This is a genomic window from Alteribacter salitolerans (assembly GCF_016901055.1).
GTDB classification, from domain to species: Bacteria; Bacillota; Bacilli; order Bacillales; family Salisediminibacteriaceae; genus Alteribacter; species Alteribacter keqinensis.
In genome coordinates this window covers 66,367-82,963 of record NZ_JAFEUX010000001.1, presented here as the reverse complement: position 1 = coordinate 82,963, position 16,597 = coordinate 66,367, and the positions used below count along the sequence as shown (strand labels likewise).

The window sequence follows — 16,597 nt, the reverse complement described above, 5'->3', positions numbered from 1 at the left end:
TCCACCTCCTATACGCCGCCGAAACGACGTGTTCTCTTTTGATAAACGGCAATCGCCTCTTTAAAGTGTTTTTCAGTAAAATCAGGCCACAGAACTTCTGTAAACCAGAATTCCGAATACGCGAGCTGCCAGAGCATAAAGTTACTGAGCCTGATCTCACCGCTCGTTCTGATCAGAAGATCCGGGTCTTTAAGTCCCCCGGTCATGAGATGGCTTCCTATGATATCTTCAGTGACGTCTTCAATAGCCAGTCTGCCACGTTCGATTTCTTTATAAACATCCTTCATGGCTTCAACCATTTCGTGTCTGCTTCCATAATTCAGGGCAAAATTCAGGATCAGTCCGTCATTACCGGAAGTATCTTCAATCGCTTTGTTGACGGCATCCCTGGTATGGCCGGGCAGGGCCTCTTTGGAACCTGTGATGCGCACCTGTACATTCTCTTCGATTAACTGAGGGAGTTCTGCTTTTAAGAACCGTTCCGGCAGCCTCATCAGAAAGTCTACTTCAGGCTTGGGACGCTTCCAGTTTTCCGTTGAGAAAGCATAAAGCGTCAATGTTTTTACGCCTAGTTTATTGGACGTTTTTACAATCTTTTTAATTACATTCATTCCCTCGCGGTGACCGGCAACCCGGGGTAGGCCCCTTTTTTTTGCCCAGCGGCCGTTTCCATCCATAATAATGGCCACATGCTCAGGAATATTCTGAGGATCGAGACTGGCTTCTTCTGAAGTATTGTTCTCTTCCTCTTTTCGGTTCGTCCATTTTTTTAACATCGTAAATCCCCCAACATATAAAAAACAAAAGTGACTGACCAGTCAGAATGTTACTGAATCTTTCACTTTATGAATCATCATTATTTAAGTGTAAAAAAACCCCCTTAATATAGAGGGTCTTTTACTCTGTTTATTTTACACGGTTTTCGGTTACACTTCCATGATTTCTTTTTCTTTGTTGTCGGCGATGCCGTCAATGGTCGTAACATAGCTGTCTGTTACCTTCTGGACATCATCCTGGCTGCGGCGGAGCTCATCTTCTGTCAGCTCACCGTCTTTTTGGAGCTTCTTAAGTTCATCATTACTGTCACGGCGGATGTTGCGGATAGCGACTTTCGCATCCTCTGAATAACGGCGGACAAGCTTAACAAGTTCTGCACGGCGCTCTTCTGTCAATGCCGGAATGGTAATGCGGATGATGTTTCCGTCATTTGATGGAGACAGACCGAGATCCGCTTTTTGAATCGCACGTTCGATATCTGCAAGTGAAGATTTATCAAACGGCTGGATTGTCAGCATGCGTGCTTCAGGAACTGAAATGGTAGCAAGCTGGTTCAGCGGTGTCATCATTCCGTAGTATTCCACCTGTACTTTGTCAAGGATGGAAGGGTTCGCACGGCCGGCACGGAGTGTTGCCAGTTCCTTGCGTAAAGATTCGATTGATTTATCCATTCTTTCTTTTGCCTGATTAATGGTTTCCTGACTCATGATTAATTCGTCCCCCTTATTACTGTTCCGATTTCTTCACCAATTACGGCGCGTTTAATGTTACCTTCCTCCATGAGAGAGAAGACAATCAATGGAATGTCGTTATCCATACATAGTGAGGAAGCTGTTGAATCCATCACTGCAAGACCGTCTTTTAACAGGTCAAGGTAAGTGAGGGACTCGTATTTCTTTGCAGTTGCATCCTTGGAAGGATCTGCCGAGTAAACACCATCAACGTTGTTTTTGGCCATAAGAATCACGTCGGCTTCAATTTCAGCCGCACGAAGCGCTGCTGTCGTGTCGGTTGAGAAGTATGGATTCCCTGTACCTGCTGCAAAAATGACTACGCGCTTTTTCTCAAGGTGTCTGATAGCACGTCTGCGTATGTAAGGTTCTGCAACCTGTCTCATTTCAATAGACGTCTGTACACGAGTCTGGACGCCGATGTTCTCGAGGCTGTCCTGAAGAGCAAGGGAATTCATAACTGTTGCAAGCATCCCCATGTAGTCTGCCGTAGCTCTGTCCATTCCTTTTGCGCTTCCAGCCATACCGCGCCAAATGTTCCCGCCACCGACAATAATCGCAACTTCTACATCAAGCTCTACGATTTCTCTGATCTGCTCCCCGATGGACTGAATGACAGAAGGATCAATTCCATATCCCTGGTTTCCGGCAAGCGCTTCTCCACTCAACTTCAATACAATACGTTTATATTTAGGATTCTCCATGTTACCCTCCAGAATTAGTCTCAAACAAAGGTGTGATAAAGCTATGGGATTGGTTAAAAAAGTTCGTTTACTTGGGAAAAAAGGGACACAATGTGCCCCTCTTGACTTGCCTTACTTCTTTACTTGTGACATAACTTCTTCTGCAAAGTTGTCTTCACGTTTTTCCATACCTTCGCCCACTTCAAAGCGTACGAAAGATACTACTTTTCCACCTTTGGACTCAACGTATTTTCCAACTCTTTGGTCAGAGTCTTTTACGAAAGACTGCTCATTTAAGCAGATATCTTCGAAGAATTTAACAAGACGGCCTTCAACCATTTTTTCAACGATCTTTTCAGGCTTTCCTTCGTTAAGAGCCTGCTGCTTAAGAACTTCGCGCTCACGCTCTACTTCTTCTGCAGATACTGCATCGCGTCCTACATATTTAGGGTTGATCGCTGCAACGTGCATAGCGATGTCTTTCGCAGTTTCTTCGTCAGTACCTTCAAGGACTGTAAGTACTCCGATACGTCCGCCCATGTGAAGGTAAGCACCGTAGTTCTGGCTGTCTGTTTTTTCGACAATAGCAAAACGGCGAAGGGAGAGTTTTTCTCCGATTTTTACGATCTGGTTGTTCATGTAGCTTTGAAGCGTGTCTTCGCCTTCAAAAATCTGCCCCAGAGCTTCTTCTGCATCTGCAGGTTTGTTAGTAAGAATGTGTTCTGCAACAGCTGCAACAAGGTTTTGGAAGTTTTCGTTTTTAGCAACAAAGTCTGTCTCGGAGTTTACCTCAACGATAACAGCAGTGTTTCCGTCAGTTTTAACTGCAGTAAGACCTTCAGCTGCTACGCGGTCAGCTTTTTTCGCAGCTTTTGCGATTCCTTTTTCACGAAGAAAATCAACGGCTTTGTCCATGTCACCGTCTGTTTCTGTGAGTGCTTTCTTGCAGTCCATCATTCCTGCGCCAGTCTTTTCGCGCAATTCTTTTACCAATTTAGCTGAAATTGCCATGGTTATTATTCCTCCTTGAGAATTCGGTTAAGTATTCTTTTATCATCTTTTCTTATAGGAGCGCTTGTTAAACGAGCGTTTCCTTTAAAAAAGGGTGATAAAGGGTCCGGCCCTCTATCACCCTTGTAGGACGTGCATATATTAAGCAGTTGTTTCTTCTTCTTGTTGAACTTCTTCTTCCTGACCTTGGTTAGCTTCAATGATAGCATCAGCCATTTTAGAAGTAAGAAGACGTACCGCACGGATCGCGTCGTCGTTACCTGGGATAACAACATCAATTTCGTCCGGATCACAGTTTGTATCAACAATTGCGATAACCGGGATGTGAAGTTTGCGGGCTTCCGCAATCGCAATCCGCTCTTTACGAGGATCGATTACGAATAGTGCATCCGGAAGTGTGTTCATGTCTTTGATTCCGCCTAGGAACTTTTCAAGTCGGTCCATTTCTTTTTTAAGAAGGACAACCTCTTTCTTAGGAAGTACTTCGAACGTGCCGTCTTCCTGCATACGCTCGATGTTTTTAAGACGCTGAATACGCTTTTGGATTGTTTCAAAGTTTGTTAGTGTACCACCAAGCCAGCGCTGGTTGATGAAGTACTGGCCAGCACGCTCTGCTTCTTCTTTAACAGAGTCCTGTGCCTGCTTTTTCGTACCGACGAAAAGAACTTTCCCTCCGTCAGCCGCGATGTTACGTACGTAGTTGTACGCTTCATCTACTTTCTTGACCGTCTTTTGAAGGTCGATAATGTAAATTCCGTTTCTTTCTGTGAAGATGTAGCGATCCATTTTAGGGTTCCAGCGACGAGTCTGGTGACCGAAGTGTACCCCTGCTTCTAATAGTTGTTTCATGGAGATAACTGCCACATCAAACACCTCCTTTGGTTTTTTTATCCTCCGCATGTATCGTCTTTATGCAAAACTGCGCTGTGCAGCACCATTGCATAAATCCACATGCGTGTGTGATTAACACCGAGAATTACTATACCACATGAGTGAGTGTTATAGCAAGGAATTGTCCTTTTTTATTTTGCTTTTTGCTGATACCTGTCTTGTTGTATTTAGGATATTTTTTCTGTGGTTAATGTGAGATGAAGCAGAAGGGCCCTTCGCTTTCCGCGGAGGTGCCGATGAGCCTTCTCGGCGCTTTGCTTCTTCTTCAATACTTATATAGCTCAGCTTTCCAATCACGACAGTCAGCAGGCGCCCTGCCCACAACGTGAAAAATACAATAAAGCAGCTTATTTATAAAACTTCAAAAAGAGTTCCACTTCCCCTTTACCCATGTTCAATTTCCTTGCGATGTCCTCGATACTGAACCCCTGATTGGATAAGGAAAGAACTTGTGCGGTCTGGGAGGTTTCGATCTTTTCCTGAGGCTCGCGAGCAACGGCAGGAGGCTTGTAGTCAGATTCACCGGATACTTGTTTTTCAGAAATCGTATCAGCGGGCTTTGGGTTGCTGATTTCTTTTCGAGCCGGCCGGGGAGATTCTGTTGAAACGTTTCTGCTCTTGTCTTGCAATTCCTTTACAAGGGCTTCGTTATTTTCTTTCATTTCAGTTGTATAGGCTAAGAGGAGATCCTCAATATCCCTGGCTGCAGTCTGCCCGCTGGTCTCTCCTTTGAGCTTCTGCCGCTGAAACAGAAGGATAATAAGGTAAAAACTCAGGAGGTGCAGCATAATGCTGATCATCAATATGTATTCCATTCGTTCCCTCACTTAAATAAATCGATTTGATTTCCTTTATAAGGATGTTCGCCTGATTCCTTCTGTTTCTCTTTGCTGCCGGAACCGGAGTCGTCCTTATGGATACGTTTGTGGCTTGTTTTTTCTGTTTTTGCTATATTTTTGCGTTTTACTTCATCTGTCCGGAGACGGTCCTTCGCAAGATAAGCCTGGGCATTGTTTCCCCGCTGCTGGAGCTGATCCTGAATCTTTCCGGCTGTCTGGGTTCTCGGCAGGGCAACCTGGAGCTCAATTGATTTAAGTCCGCTCATCTTTTCCGCCCTCTTTCTTATAAAATACCGGTCACGTGCCAGTGATTTCTGCCATGAACGGTTCCTGTCTGTTCTTATTTATCGGCTCTGTTAAACTCTGGTGCTGAATTACTGCGGAAGTACGAGACAGACGAGACCCCGCATGGGCAAAGCCCGGAGGAGGCTCGGCGCGAGTCCGCGGAAAGGGAGTGTATTTTTGTTCAACGCAGCTGAATTTCAATGGAGGGTTATAACACCCTGCCTGATTTCTTTTCTAGGTGGCTTATTTATAATGAAGTGAGAGTAATTTCACTATTATTCAAGGTTAACGTAACACGCTCGTGCCTGGCTACTATTTTTCTTCTGTACTTGCCAAAGTAAGCACTTACATTTGGGTGCAGATGCCTGTTGATTAAAAATGCCGCTTCCTCAGGGTGTTCCATGATTGATTTTGCTTTTTCATAATCATCTTTCGCTTTCTGATACGTCTCATTGACAGTAAGAATGTTATTCTGAACTTTTAGCATCATCAGCCTGTCTTTTGCACCGAGAGTAGATGTCAGCTTCTTTTGCTCCAGAACGCGGTACAGTTTGGACAGCTTGAGCATGGACTCTTTTGATTGTTCATACAGAGTTCTGGCTTCTTTTTCTTTTATCATTACATTTTCGTTTACACCTAAATAAAAAAGAGTCGGAGTATTCATCTGGTTGCCTGCTTCATTCACGTCAATTCCCTGGCCCGAAGAAATACTGCCTCCGACAACATTTCCCCTCTGCTCCTTACAGACCACTTTCCCGAGCGCTTCAATTTTGCTGTGGAGGATGGACTGGGATACAAACACATGGTTTCCTGCGTAAATAGTGGCCTGATTCGCAAAAGAGGTGTGTACATCCCGGTTTGCCTTTATATACCCTTTACCCTGGGAGACAATGCCTTCACAGACATAGACAGACCCTCCGCTTTCAAGCTCAGCTCCTTCTACTGAACCAAAGACCGTAATATCACCTCCGGCCTTTATCTTAAACCCGGAAGGTACGCTGCCCCGGATTTTAACGGTCCCGGTAAAATCGATATTCCCGGTCTTCATCGTCACATCCCCCGGCACCTCGTAAACAGGTTGAACATGAATCATTTTTTCGTCCGCACTCATGAGACCGTTGCAGGTGGCTATGATTTTCTCACCATCTTTATCGATGCGCGTATTTTTTCCGGGCCTTAATGTAAAATCTTTTCCGGGCTTTGCCTGGATCACTTCCCCAAATACATTCATGCCGTTAATGCCCCGGCCTGGACTTATTTTTTTTCCTACAACCATTCCGGATGTGACGTTCTCCAAATTGAGTACATCCCTGAGTTCTATCCGGCCGCCGGATTGCCCTTCCTCCTTACCGGTTGTGAAAATCGCAGGGGATAGCTTTGCAGGCGTTCCGTGCTCAACCGCTTTTCCCGACGCAATTACCAAGGGGGCGGAAATACGGCCGTTATCAGCCAGAAGTATAGCTATACTCTTCTTATTAATTCCGAAGATGATACCCTCTTCCTTTAAAAAATCGATAACTTCCTCTTCAGTAAAGTCTTCTTCTGGAATTTTATGTGCAATGAGTTTTGCTGTCAGTTTTTTATCATCTATAAGGACCTCAAAATAATCTTCAATCGGCATCGTCTGCCCTCCTGTGCCGGTGGCCTGATTTATGAATTACAGTATCAAACTTCAGATTTAAAGGCACGCTGCAACTTAAACAATGCTTTAGAATGAATTTGTGAAATGCGTGATGTCGACAGGGACAAAATGGATCCAATTTCAGTAAGTGTCAGTTCATCAAAATAAAACAGACTGAGGACCAACTGTTCATTTTTTGTCAGGTCTTTCATCTTTATAGCAAGCTCTTCATATTTATCCTGCGTCAGTATGTGTTCTTCAGGTGATTTCATCTGTTCATCTACAATGGTTGTAACAAACGTTTCATCAGACTGGCCGTCACCCGTCTTCTCATCAATCGAAAGCAGGTGGGAAGTGAGACTTTCATGCATGACATTCAGTACTTCTTTTTCCGGGAGAGAGCACTCATCGGCCACTTCACCAGCCTCAGGCATCCTCCCAAGCTGCTGCTCAAGGGCGTTCTGCGCTGCCTCGATCCGCTTGGCCTTTTCTCTAAGGGACCTTGGCATCCAGTCTTCCTGCCTCAGGCCGTCAATGATTGCCCCTCTGATTCTGAACGAGGCATATGTATCAAACTTGAGTTCACGTTTATGATCAAATTTGGCAAGTGCATCATACAGGCCCATGAGCCCGTGACTCTTCAAATCGTCATGACGGACATTTTTTGGCAGTCCGGCTGCTATTCGCTGTACATGAAAATCCACGAGGTGCATATACCTTTGAATCAGGTGATCACAGGCTTCCTTATCCTCAAACGCTGTCCAACGGTCCCAGTAAAGATCCGCCTTGTGTGCTTCTGCTTGTTTTGACATTATTCAGCCTCCCCACTGCCGCTGCTCATTTCTGAATCATTGCTTTTTTGAATCGTTTCCCTGCTTTCCTCCCGTTCGGGCTCCCCTTTTAAAGCCATTGGGAAAAGCAGGATAAGCAAGGTACCCGCTGCGCCTCCAATGACTCCGCCAGCAACGGCTCTGTATAATGAAACCGGCCAGTCATTCTTCATTAAAGACGAAACGAATACGATGATCATCGATAGGAGTATGGACGTAATCATGACAACAGACGTCACTCTCAAATCGTTTTCACCTCTTTGTTAACGGTCCTGACTTCCAGGAGACACGTTTTTGGATCAAATTCAATCGTCCGCCCGTTGCCCCCGCCCACATCTTCACTGATTAACGGAATATTTCTTGTTTTCAATTCCGTTCTTACAGCCTCGATATTCCGCGGCCCGATTCTCATGGCTTCGCTGGAGGAGGCAAAGGTAAACATCTGGGCCCCTCCGGCCATTTTGGCTTTCAGGCGGAAAAGCGGTGCCTGCTTTTTCTTCAGGTTAAGCAGGAGGTCCTCGATAGCTGTATCAGCATATTTCGCCCGGTTTAAAGTACCCTGCTTACTCAGCTTTGAAGAAGGAAGCATGATGTGGGCCATTCCGCATAAGTGGGACTTTTCATCATAGAGGATAATTCCAACGCAGGAACCAAGCCCCATTGTCCTGATTTTATTTGGAGGCTCGGCCATCTTAAGATCGGCCATGGTCACTTTTACAATGTTATCCATCCAACTGAACTCCTAATGAGTGAAGTAAAGGCTTGAACGATTCGGGATTTGGAAGAAAGAAGAAATGACCATTGATTCCTTTTATCGGAACATGACTTTTTTCACTTATTTTTGTATCGATCACAAGCGCATAATCACTGTGTTCAGAATGTGCGATTAATCCATGGCTCACAATGGCCATTGCAAGGTCTACCGCTGTCTGGGGTGGAGAAGGATACAGTTTTAAGTCTGTAAACGCTGTGAGAGCTGACAGATAAGACCCTGCCAGGATGTTTCCGACTTCATTAAAGGCGGATACTGCCATGTCAGAATAGGGAGGTGTATGCAGCGTGTCTTCTTCGTTTAAGGTGAGCTCCTGGACAAGCGTCGTTGCATCTTCTGCAGGGAGTATGAAGAATAAGCTCCCGGGTGCATCACCATTAACGTGGAGGAACGCAGCCGCTACAACCGCCTCCTCCTCTCCCAGGCGATCATTCATTTCTTCAAACGGAACAAATTCAACTGAAGGCACATTCATATCCATCGGCTTGTTCAATAACTGCGACAACGCCGTGGCTGCATGGCCGGCACCAATATTCGCGATTTCTTTCAGGACGTCGAGGTGCTTTTCACTGAATCCGCTCTCTTTCATCAGGAGCCTTCCTCGATCGTTTTAAGCTCCTCAAGCTCTTTTCTGCTCAGAACTTTATTCAGGTTAAGCAGGATCAAGAGTCGCTTCTCAAGCTTCGCTACACCGTGGAGGTAGTCGGCTTCGATTCCCCCGACAACTTCCGGCGGCGGCTCAATATTGTCCATCTCAATATCCATCACATCGTTTGCTGCATCAACGATCAGGCCGACTTCCATATCTTCAACAGATACGATGATCACCCGTGTATGGTTGTCGTGCTCTTTTTCTTCAATATTAAACCTCATACGAAGGTCAATGATTGGTGTAACGACCCCTCTAAGGTTAATTACGCCTTTTACAAATCCAGGCGTATTCGGCACACGTGTGATTGGTTGAATTCTTTCAATTGACTTTACCTGATCAACACTGACACCGTATTCTTCTTCTCCTAATTGAAAAACAATAACTTTTTGACTTTGAAGTACGCTGGTCATTTAAATCCCTCCTGGTTTCTTGTGCTTATCTAATAATTGTATTGCAGTCAATGATCAGGGCTACCTGGCCGTCTCCGAGGATCGTTGCGCCGGAAACCGCAAACACCTGGTTGAGGTAATGCCCGAGGGCCTTCAAGACGATTTCCTGCTGTCCGATAAATGTATCAACGATTAACGCCGCCATTTTGTCCCCTTTTCTCACAACAACAATGGAATAGTGCTCATCGGCCTGTCCTGGTTCTTTGGGAACGTTAAAAATCTTCTTCAAGTCAATCAGAGGAACAACGCGTCCTCTGAAATCGATGACTTCCTGGTTATGGGCTCTTAAAATATCAGACTTCTTAATAATAGCGGTTTCAATAATAGAGGAGAGCGGAATCGCATACTTTTCCTTTTCCACTTCCACCAGCATTACTGAAATGATTGAAAGAGTCAGAGGAAGCTGAACCGAGAATGCAGTTCCTTCATCTTTTTTCGAGGAGATTGTTACATTGCCTCCGAGGGACTCGATTTTGCTTTTAACAACATCAAGACCTACACCTCTGCCCGAAATGTCTGATATTTCATCTCTTGTACTGAGCCCGCTTGAAAACAGGAGGTTATATACTTCGCTGTCGGAAAGGTTCTCTTTACCTTTTTCCGGGACTGCCCCTTTGCTGACCGCCTTGGCAAGGACTTTATCCCGGTCGATTCCGGCTCCGTCATCAGCGACTTCAATAAACACATGATTTCCGCTGTGATAAGCCTTTAAATGTATGGTGCCTTGTTCCGGTTTACCTTTCTTAATACGCTCTGAAGGTGTTTCAACACCATGGTCGATCGAGTTTCTCAGTAAATGAACAAGAGGATCTCCGATCTCATCAATAACCGTCCGGTCAAGTTCTGTTTCCGCACCTGAGACTTCCAGGTGTACGTGTTTATTTAACTCTTTTGCAAGCCCCCGTACCATTCTGGGAAAACGGTTAAATACCTGCTCAACCGGTACCATACGCATGGTGAGTATGATGTTTTGCAAATCACCTGAAATTCTGCTCATATGCTCGACAGTATCTGTTAGTTCATGATTGTTCAGGTCAGCCGAGATCTGCTCGAGACGCCCTTTATCAATCACAAGCTCTTCAAACAAATTCATAAGAGCATCAAGGCGGTCAATGTTCACGCGGATCGTTTTATTAGCTGAGGCTTGCTTCTTCGTGTCTTGTTCCTGAGGTAATTCTTTTGCCGTTTCCTTTACCTCTTCATTTCCATCGTCTAAAGCAGGTTCAGGTTTATCAATCACAACCTCATCCACAGACACAGCCTCTACTTCACTCACTTTAAAGATGTGGGCTTTTACTTCCTCAGCGGATTCCTTCGATAGAAAGGTGAGCGTAAACTGACTGTCAAACGCTTCTTCTTCCAGCTTTTCAACCGGTGGGGTGCTTTTAATGACTTCTCCGATTTGTTCTAGTACATCGAAGATCATCACAACACGGGCAGCTTTTAAAATGCAGTCCTCCCGTAAGATAACCTTTACTGTATAAGGAACGTAGCCTTGTTCCATAGATTGAGAGAGGACCGTAAGTTCAAAGTCATCAAATGTGGACTCTTCTGATCTCGGCTTTTCCATTACAGCGGCAACTTCACTTTGTGCACCGTTGTTTTCAAGATCAAAGAGTTTACTCAGTACATCCTTTACATCTGCCTTCCCTGTTCCGCCTGATGCAATATCTTCTACCATTCTCTCAATGTGATCGACAGCCTCAAATACAACATCAATTAATGTGGTTCCGGCTTCGTATGTACCATTACGAATACCATCGAGGATGTTTTCCATCTGATGGGTAAGGTTGGTGATCTCTTCATATCCCATCGTTGCTGCCATCCCTTTTAATGTATGGGCTGACCGGAAAATTTCACCGATAATTTCCTTTTGACCGGGATTGGTTTCAAGATGGAGCAGATGATCGTTGATGGCTTGAAGATGCTCGCGGCTTTCTTCAATAAACATGTCCAGATACTGATTTTTTTCCATAATGACTTTCCCTCTTTTCGTTAATGCTGACCGAGTTCATTTGTAATGTGATCAAGATTTGTGACAGCGTCAGACAGTCCTGATTCAACGACTGCTCTTGGCATTCCGTAAACGACTGCCGTTTCTTCGGACTCTGTTATGACATAGACGTCACTGTTTCTTTTTAGCGATTTTATTCCCTCAGTTCCATCACTCCCCATGCCTGTCAGGATGACCGAGATCACCCTTGTTTTAGGAAGGGTGGCAAGTGAGGTAAGCATCACATCCACTGACGGACGGTGTCCGTTAACCGTATCACTCTCATCATCCAAATGAACTACGACTGAAGACCCTAATTTCTTCACCTTTAAATGGTAGCCTCCCGGGGCAATATACGCAATCCCTCTTTTTATGATTTCTCCATGTTCTGCTTCTTTCACCTTAATCTGAGCTTGTCCGTCCAGCCGTTCGCTAAGGGATTTTGTAAATCCCGGAGGCATATGCTGGACAACGAGTATCGGATAAGGGAAGTCTCTTGGAATATTGCCGAGGACCGTCTGAAGGGCTCTCGGGCCCCCGGTGGATGTACCGATTGCGACAATCTTGGTTCTTACCAAAGTCACAGGAGGCTGTCTTTTCCGGATAACCGGGTGTCTTTGATTTTCATGGGACCTTACCTGTACCGGCCGAACATTGGAAGCTGCTGTGACCTTTTCGATCAGTTCGTTCTGAACTTTATGTATGTCCAGTGAGATAGCCCCGCTAGGTTTCGTAATAAAATCAAACGCCCCGAGGCTCATCGCTTCCAGGGTATTATCGGCACCTTTTTTTGTTGTACTCGATACCATAATGACTGGCAGAGGGGTTTCCTTCATAATCTTTCTTAACGCGTCCAGCCCATTCATGACCGGCATTTCAACATCGAGCGTCACCACATCAGGCTTATATTTCTTTATCTTTTCGATCCCGTCTCTCCCATTGCGTGCTTTTTCAACAACCCGGATTCTCTTGTCTCTCTCCAGGAGGTCTGCGATCATTTTTCTCATGAATGCAGAGTCATCAATGATCAGAACGCTGATTTTGTTATCCGCACTCATCGTTTTTTTAACCACCCTTTAAGTTTCTTAACAAATGAATTCTCATTCGTTCCAGAAGGCTCACCGCAGAAACGGCCGGCTATCTCTTTCATTGCTTTACTGACCTTGCACTGTGGAGCTGCACTCATAAAAGGCTTTTGGGCACAGACCGCATTCCAGACAGCTTCATCTTTTGGCAGGAAGCCGAAAAATTCAATCTTCTTTCCCAAAAAAGAATCACACACCTGAGTGAGGTTCGCGGCTAAATGTGCAGCATGTTCTTTGTTTTTACACTGGTTAACCAGGAGGTGAACAGGTAAAGACGGGTTTTGTTTATGAATGTACTTAATCATGCCGTATCCATCTGTCATCGCAGTCGGCTCGGGAGTCGTCACAACGATCACATCGTGAGCAGCCATTACCATCTGGGTTCCGCCTCTGTTTATCCCGGCACCAAGATCAAGAATGATTACATCATATTCATTTTCCAGTCCTTCTAACTGACGGAGAAAAAAATCCAGATCATTTTCATTGAGCTCATAAATCTCCGACAAAGCCGTCCCCCCTGCAATGTAGGAAAGCCCTTCTTCTGTTGTCTCAATAATATCCCCGGCACGCATGCGCTGCTCAATCATATCAATCATCGAATACCGGGAAGCTTTCCCAAGGAGGATATCAATATTAGCCATACCAAGGTCAAGATCAATAATCAGGACTTTTTTATGCTGTTCAATCAGGCTCAGACTGAAATTGACTGTAAAGTTGGACTTCCCCACCCCGCCTTTTCCGCTTACAACAGCAAGAACCCGGGCGGTATTCCTCTTCATTTTTTCTCTTATGGGAAACGTTGAGGCTTGTTTTTTCATTGATTTTCTCAGTTGTGCTGCCTGGTCACTGTACATGGCATTTATTCACCATCTCTTCGATGATGCCCGTTTTATCTGCTTTTTTAATGTCATCCGGTACATCCTGACCTGTTGTTATATAGGATACTTTCATGTTGTGACTGCTGAGAACATTGAGGACGGCCCCATGGGATTTTGTTTCGTCCCATTTTGTGAAAAGGGCGTATTCAGGACCGATTGCCTTAAACTGATCGATAATTTCTTTCATATCTTCATATTTACTCGTTAACGAAAGGACAAGATGAGTTTCAAACTGTGAAGAAAAATCAAGAGTGCTCTTTAATTGTTTGATATATTCACTGTCCTGATAATTCCGTCCTGCCGTATCAATAAAAACAACGTCTTTATCTGCCAGTTTTTCGCACGCTTTTTTAAAATCCTCCAGTGAGTAGGCCACCTCGACAGTAACGTTAAGAATTCTGGCGTAGGTTTTCAGCTGTTCTACCGCTGCAATCCGGTACGTGTCCGTTGTAATAAAGCCAATCGTCTTTTTTTCATGAAGCAGAGCATGGGAAGCCATCTTTGCAAGGGTGGTCGTTTTTCCGACACCCGTGGGCCCGACCAGATTGATATATTTCTTCCGGTCTGCCACGGATAGAAAAGGCTCATCGGGAATTTCGGCTTCAAGGATTTGTTGCATCCACAGGCGAAGATCGGGCTGCCTCGGTGAGTCTTCTTTGTACCACCGTTTTACTGCACTGTTCATGCACGTATCTGTAAGTTCCCATGAGAGCCCCGCTCCGCACATGACCTCATACAGCGGCTGAAGCGGCTGAGGGTACTGTGTTTTTAAATTCATTCCAGTAACCGAGTTTCTAAGAGCAGCCACTTCCATTTTCAGATCCCCCGTCTCTTCTTTCACTGCCGACGGGGCAGTGTTAAGCGGTTTTTTCACCGGTTTAACCGGCTCAGGGTCTGCAGCTGCAATGACCTCGAGCTTTTTCTTTGTGAAAAAACCGAGGAACCCGCCTGTTTCAATTGTTTTGGAGTGAAGAATCACAGCGTCTTTTCCAAGTTCCTGCTTTATTTTAATCATGGCTTCAGGCATATCATCAGCCTGATATTTTTTTACTTTCAAATCCCTTTCACCACCCCTACACTCTGTACTTCTACACTAGGTTCGAGCTCGTTGTAGCTGAGAACCGGTACTTGCGGCATATAGCGCTCTATCAGGTGACGCACATACATCCTTACGGCAGGTGAGCATAGAATGACCGGCATGTAGCCCATCTCCTGCATTCTTTCAATTTCAGCCATCATCTGTTCGATCAATTGCTGGGAAGACTGAGGATCCAGAGCAAGATAGCTTCCATGCTCAGTCTGCTGAACGGCATCAGAGATCATTTTCTCTACAGCTCCGCTGACCGTTACTACGTGCAGGGCTTCTTTGTCCTGGACGAACTGCTTTGAAATTTGGCGGCTGAGACTCTGACGGACATACTCCGTAAGCATATCCGTATCTTTCGTCATCTGACCGTAGTCCGCAAGGGTTTCAAAAATAATAGGCAGATTCCGGATCGAAACCTTTTCTTTCAGTAAACGGCTCAGAACCTTTTGTATTTCTCCAATGGAAAGGGGAGAAGGGGTCACGTCTTCTACAAGAGTGCTGTAGGATTCACTCAGATGATCAACGAGCTGTTTCGTTTCACCGCGGCCGAGAAGCTCATCAGAGTGGTTTTTTATGACCTCAGTAAGATGAGTCGATACAACTGACGGCGGATCAACGACTGTATAGCCTGACAGCTCAGCCTGCTCTTTAGTATCCTCCGAGATCCATATCGCCGGCAGTCCGAATGCCGGTTCAACCGTCTCAATTCCTGTAACTGCTTCATCATCGACACCGGGACTCATGGCCATATAATGATCGAGGAGAAGTTCTCCTCTGGCTACTTCGTTTCCTTTAATTTTGATCGAATATTCATTCGGCTGGAGCTGGATATTATCCCGGATCCGAATAACCGGAACGATCATTCCCATTTCAATGGCCAGCTGCCTCCGGATCATAACGACACGGTCCAGAAGATCTCCCCCCTGATTTGTATCAGCCAGAGGAATGAGACCGTATCCGAACTCAAATTCGATAGGATCCACCTGTAGAAGACTTACGACACTCTCAGGTGAAGTCATATCCTCTTCCTGATCGCCCGGGTCATCGTCTCCTGCCTCTTCTATCTTTTGTGCTGCCTCTTCCTTACTCATAAAGAAGCCTCCTGCACCAAGCATCAGAGCTACCAGTGTAGGAATCGGCCAGGCAATTGGCGTTGCAACCCCCAGCAGAAAGATCGTAATTCCTGCAACATACATCATTTTTGGATAGGCAAACAACTGCTTTGTCACATCATGACCGAGGTTCCCTTCTGATGCAGCACGGGTGACAATAATACCTGTAGCTGTAGAAACGAGAAGTGCAGGGATCTGACTCACAAGACCGTCCCCGACAGTAAGGAGAGTATATTTGTCCGCCGCCGCAGCCAAAGGCATTCCTTCCTGAATCATGCCGATTACAAGACCGAAAATGATATTGATAATGACGATAACAATACCGGCAATTGCATCCCCTTTAACGAATTTGCTGGCTCCGTCCATAGACCCGTAAAAATCAGCTTCCTGTTCGATTTTCTTTCTTCTTTCCTTTGCCTCAATATCGGAAATCATCCCCGCATTGAGGTCTGCATCGATACTCATCTGCTTGCCGGGCATGGCATCGAGAGTAAAGCGGGCCCCTACTTCTGATACACGCTCCGCCCCTTTTGTAATGACGATAAACTGGATCACGACCAGAATAATGAAGATAACAAACCCTACCAGGGCATTACCTCCCACAACAAAGGATCCAAACGTTTCGATGACATTTCCTGCATCCCCGTGATTACCAAGAATGGCCCTTGTTGTGGATACATTCAGGCCGAGACGAAACAGGGTTACCAGTAAGAGCAGTGTCGGAAATATGGAAAACTGCAATGCTTCCTTTGTATTCATCGCTACTAAGATGATCAGAAGCGCAAGGGATATATTAATAATGATTAAAAAATCAATAATGCCAGTAGGCAGGGGAATAATAAGCATAATTACGATGGTTACTACCCCAAGTAAAACGGTTAAATCTCTCGGTGCCATTGCA

The 16,597-nt window shown here is 45.3% G+C and carries 18 protein-coding genes; all 18 read right to left on the bottom strand.

Going from position 1 to position 16,597, the window contains the following annotated elements:
• Nucleotides 1-8: 8 nt before the first annotated feature.
• On the bottom strand, nt 9-776 hold the full coding sequence (locus tag JSY36_RS00445; protein WP_205164803.1) for an isoprenyl transferase: 768 nt from the start codon (nt 774-776) through the stop codon (nt 9-11).
• 150 nt (nt 777-926) lie between these two features.
• Nucleotides 927-1,484, bottom strand: a complete 558-nt coding sequence (frr, locus tag JSY36_RS00440) for a ribosome recycling factor (protein WP_122897078.1) — start codon at nt 1,482-1,484, stop codon at nt 927-929.
• A 2-nt stretch (nt 1,485-1,486) separates the two neighbouring features.
• Nucleotides 1,487-2,212 (bottom strand): UMP kinase, encoded by a 726-nt coding sequence (gene pyrH / locus JSY36_RS00435; RefSeq protein ID WP_122897079.1) that lies wholly within the window; start codon nt 2,210-2,212, stop codon nt 1,487-1,489.
• Between the two features lie 111 nt (nt 2,213-2,323).
• On the bottom strand, nt 2,324-3,202 hold the full coding sequence (gene tsf / locus JSY36_RS00430) for a translation elongation factor Ts (RefSeq protein WP_205164802.1): 879 nt from the start codon (nt 3,200-3,202) through the stop codon (nt 2,324-2,326).
• 141 nt (nt 3,203-3,343) lie between these two features.
• Nucleotides 3,344-4,066: a 30S ribosomal protein S2 gene (rpsB, locus tag JSY36_RS00425; protein WP_122897081.1), complete on the bottom strand. Its 723-nt coding sequence runs from the start codon at nt 4,064-4,066 to the stop codon at nt 3,344-3,346.
• Between the two features lie 374 nt (nt 4,067-4,440).
• Nucleotides 4,441-4,908 carry a DUF6115 domain-containing protein gene (locus JSY36_RS00420; RefSeq protein WP_205164801.1) on the bottom strand — a complete coding sequence of 156 codons (468 nt, stop codon included), beginning with the start codon at nt 4,906-4,908 and terminating at the stop codon, nt 4,441-4,443.
• Between the two features lie 8 nt (nt 4,909-4,916).
• Nucleotides 4,917-5,198 carry a hypothetical protein gene (locus JSY36_RS00415; RefSeq protein WP_122897084.1) on the bottom strand — a complete coding sequence of 94 codons (282 nt, stop codon included), beginning with the start codon at nt 5,196-5,198 and terminating at the stop codon, nt 4,917-4,919.
• A 266-nt stretch (nt 5,199-5,464) separates the two neighbouring features.
• Complete coding sequence (locus JSY36_RS00410; RefSeq protein WP_205164800.1) at nt 5,465-6,838, bottom strand: DUF342 domain-containing protein; 1,374 nt, start codon at nt 6,836-6,838, stop codon at nt 5,465-5,467.
• Nucleotides 6,839-6,882: 44 nt separating this feature from the next.
• The gene (locus JSY36_RS00405; protein WP_205164799.1) at nt 6,883-7,650 is read right to left on the bottom strand and encodes a FliA/WhiG family RNA polymerase sigma factor; all 768 of its coding nucleotides are present in this window, start codon (nt 7,648-7,650) and stop codon (nt 6,883-6,885) included.
• On the bottom strand, nt 7,650-7,913 hold the full coding sequence (locus JSY36_RS00400) for a hypothetical protein (RefSeq protein ID WP_205164798.1): 264 nt from the start codon (nt 7,911-7,913) through the stop codon (nt 7,650-7,652). Before JSY36_RS00400 ends, JSY36_RS00405 begins: the two co-directional genes overlap by 1 nt.
• The gene (locus tag JSY36_RS00395) at nt 7,910-8,398 is read right to left on the bottom strand and encodes a chemotaxis protein CheD (protein ID WP_122897088.1); all 489 of its coding nucleotides are present in this window, start codon (nt 8,396-8,398) and stop codon (nt 7,910-7,912) included. The genes JSY36_RS00400 and JSY36_RS00395 overlap by 4 nt, the downstream gene beginning before the upstream one ends.
• Nucleotides 8,391-9,029 (bottom strand): chemotaxis protein CheC, encoded by a 639-nt coding sequence (locus tag JSY36_RS00390; protein WP_122897089.1) that lies wholly within the window; start codon nt 9,027-9,029, stop codon nt 8,391-8,393. The genes JSY36_RS00395 and JSY36_RS00390 overlap by 8 nt, the downstream gene beginning before the upstream one ends.
• Entirely contained in the window at nt 9,029-9,502 is a 474-nt protein-coding gene (locus JSY36_RS00385) for a chemotaxis protein CheW (protein ID WP_205164797.1), read from the bottom strand. The genes JSY36_RS00390 and JSY36_RS00385 overlap by 1 nt, the downstream gene beginning before the upstream one ends.
• Nucleotides 9,503-9,527: 25 nt before the next feature.
• Nucleotides 9,528-11,516, bottom strand: a complete 1,989-nt coding sequence (locus tag JSY36_RS00380; protein WP_205164796.1) for a chemotaxis protein CheA — start codon at nt 11,514-11,516, stop codon at nt 9,528-9,530.
• A gap of 20 nt (nt 11,517-11,536) precedes the next feature.
• On the bottom strand, nt 11,537-12,592 hold the full coding sequence (locus JSY36_RS00375; RefSeq protein WP_205164795.1) for a protein-glutamate methylesterase/protein-glutamine glutaminase: 1,056 nt from the start codon (nt 12,590-12,592) through the stop codon (nt 11,537-11,539).
• Nucleotides 12,589-13,473, bottom strand: coding sequence for a MinD/ParA family protein (locus JSY36_RS00370; RefSeq protein WP_205164794.1), 885 nt, complete (start codon nt 13,471-13,473; stop codon nt 12,589-12,591). The genes JSY36_RS00375 and JSY36_RS00370 overlap by 4 nt, the downstream gene beginning before the upstream one ends.
• The gene (gene flhF, locus JSY36_RS00365) at nt 13,463-14,554 is read right to left on the bottom strand and encodes a flagellar biosynthesis GTPase FlhF (protein ID WP_205164793.1); all 1,092 of its coding nucleotides are present in this window, start codon (nt 14,552-14,554) and stop codon (nt 13,463-13,465) included. Before flhF ends, JSY36_RS00370 begins: the two co-directional genes overlap by 11 nt.
• The gene (gene flhA, locus JSY36_RS00360; protein WP_205164792.1) at nt 14,551-16,593 is read right to left on the bottom strand and encodes a flagellar biosynthesis protein FlhA; all 2,043 of its coding nucleotides are present in this window, start codon (nt 16,591-16,593) and stop codon (nt 14,551-14,553) included. The genes flhF and flhA overlap by 4 nt, the downstream gene beginning before the upstream one ends.
• Nucleotides 16,594-16,597: the final 4 nt, after the last annotated feature.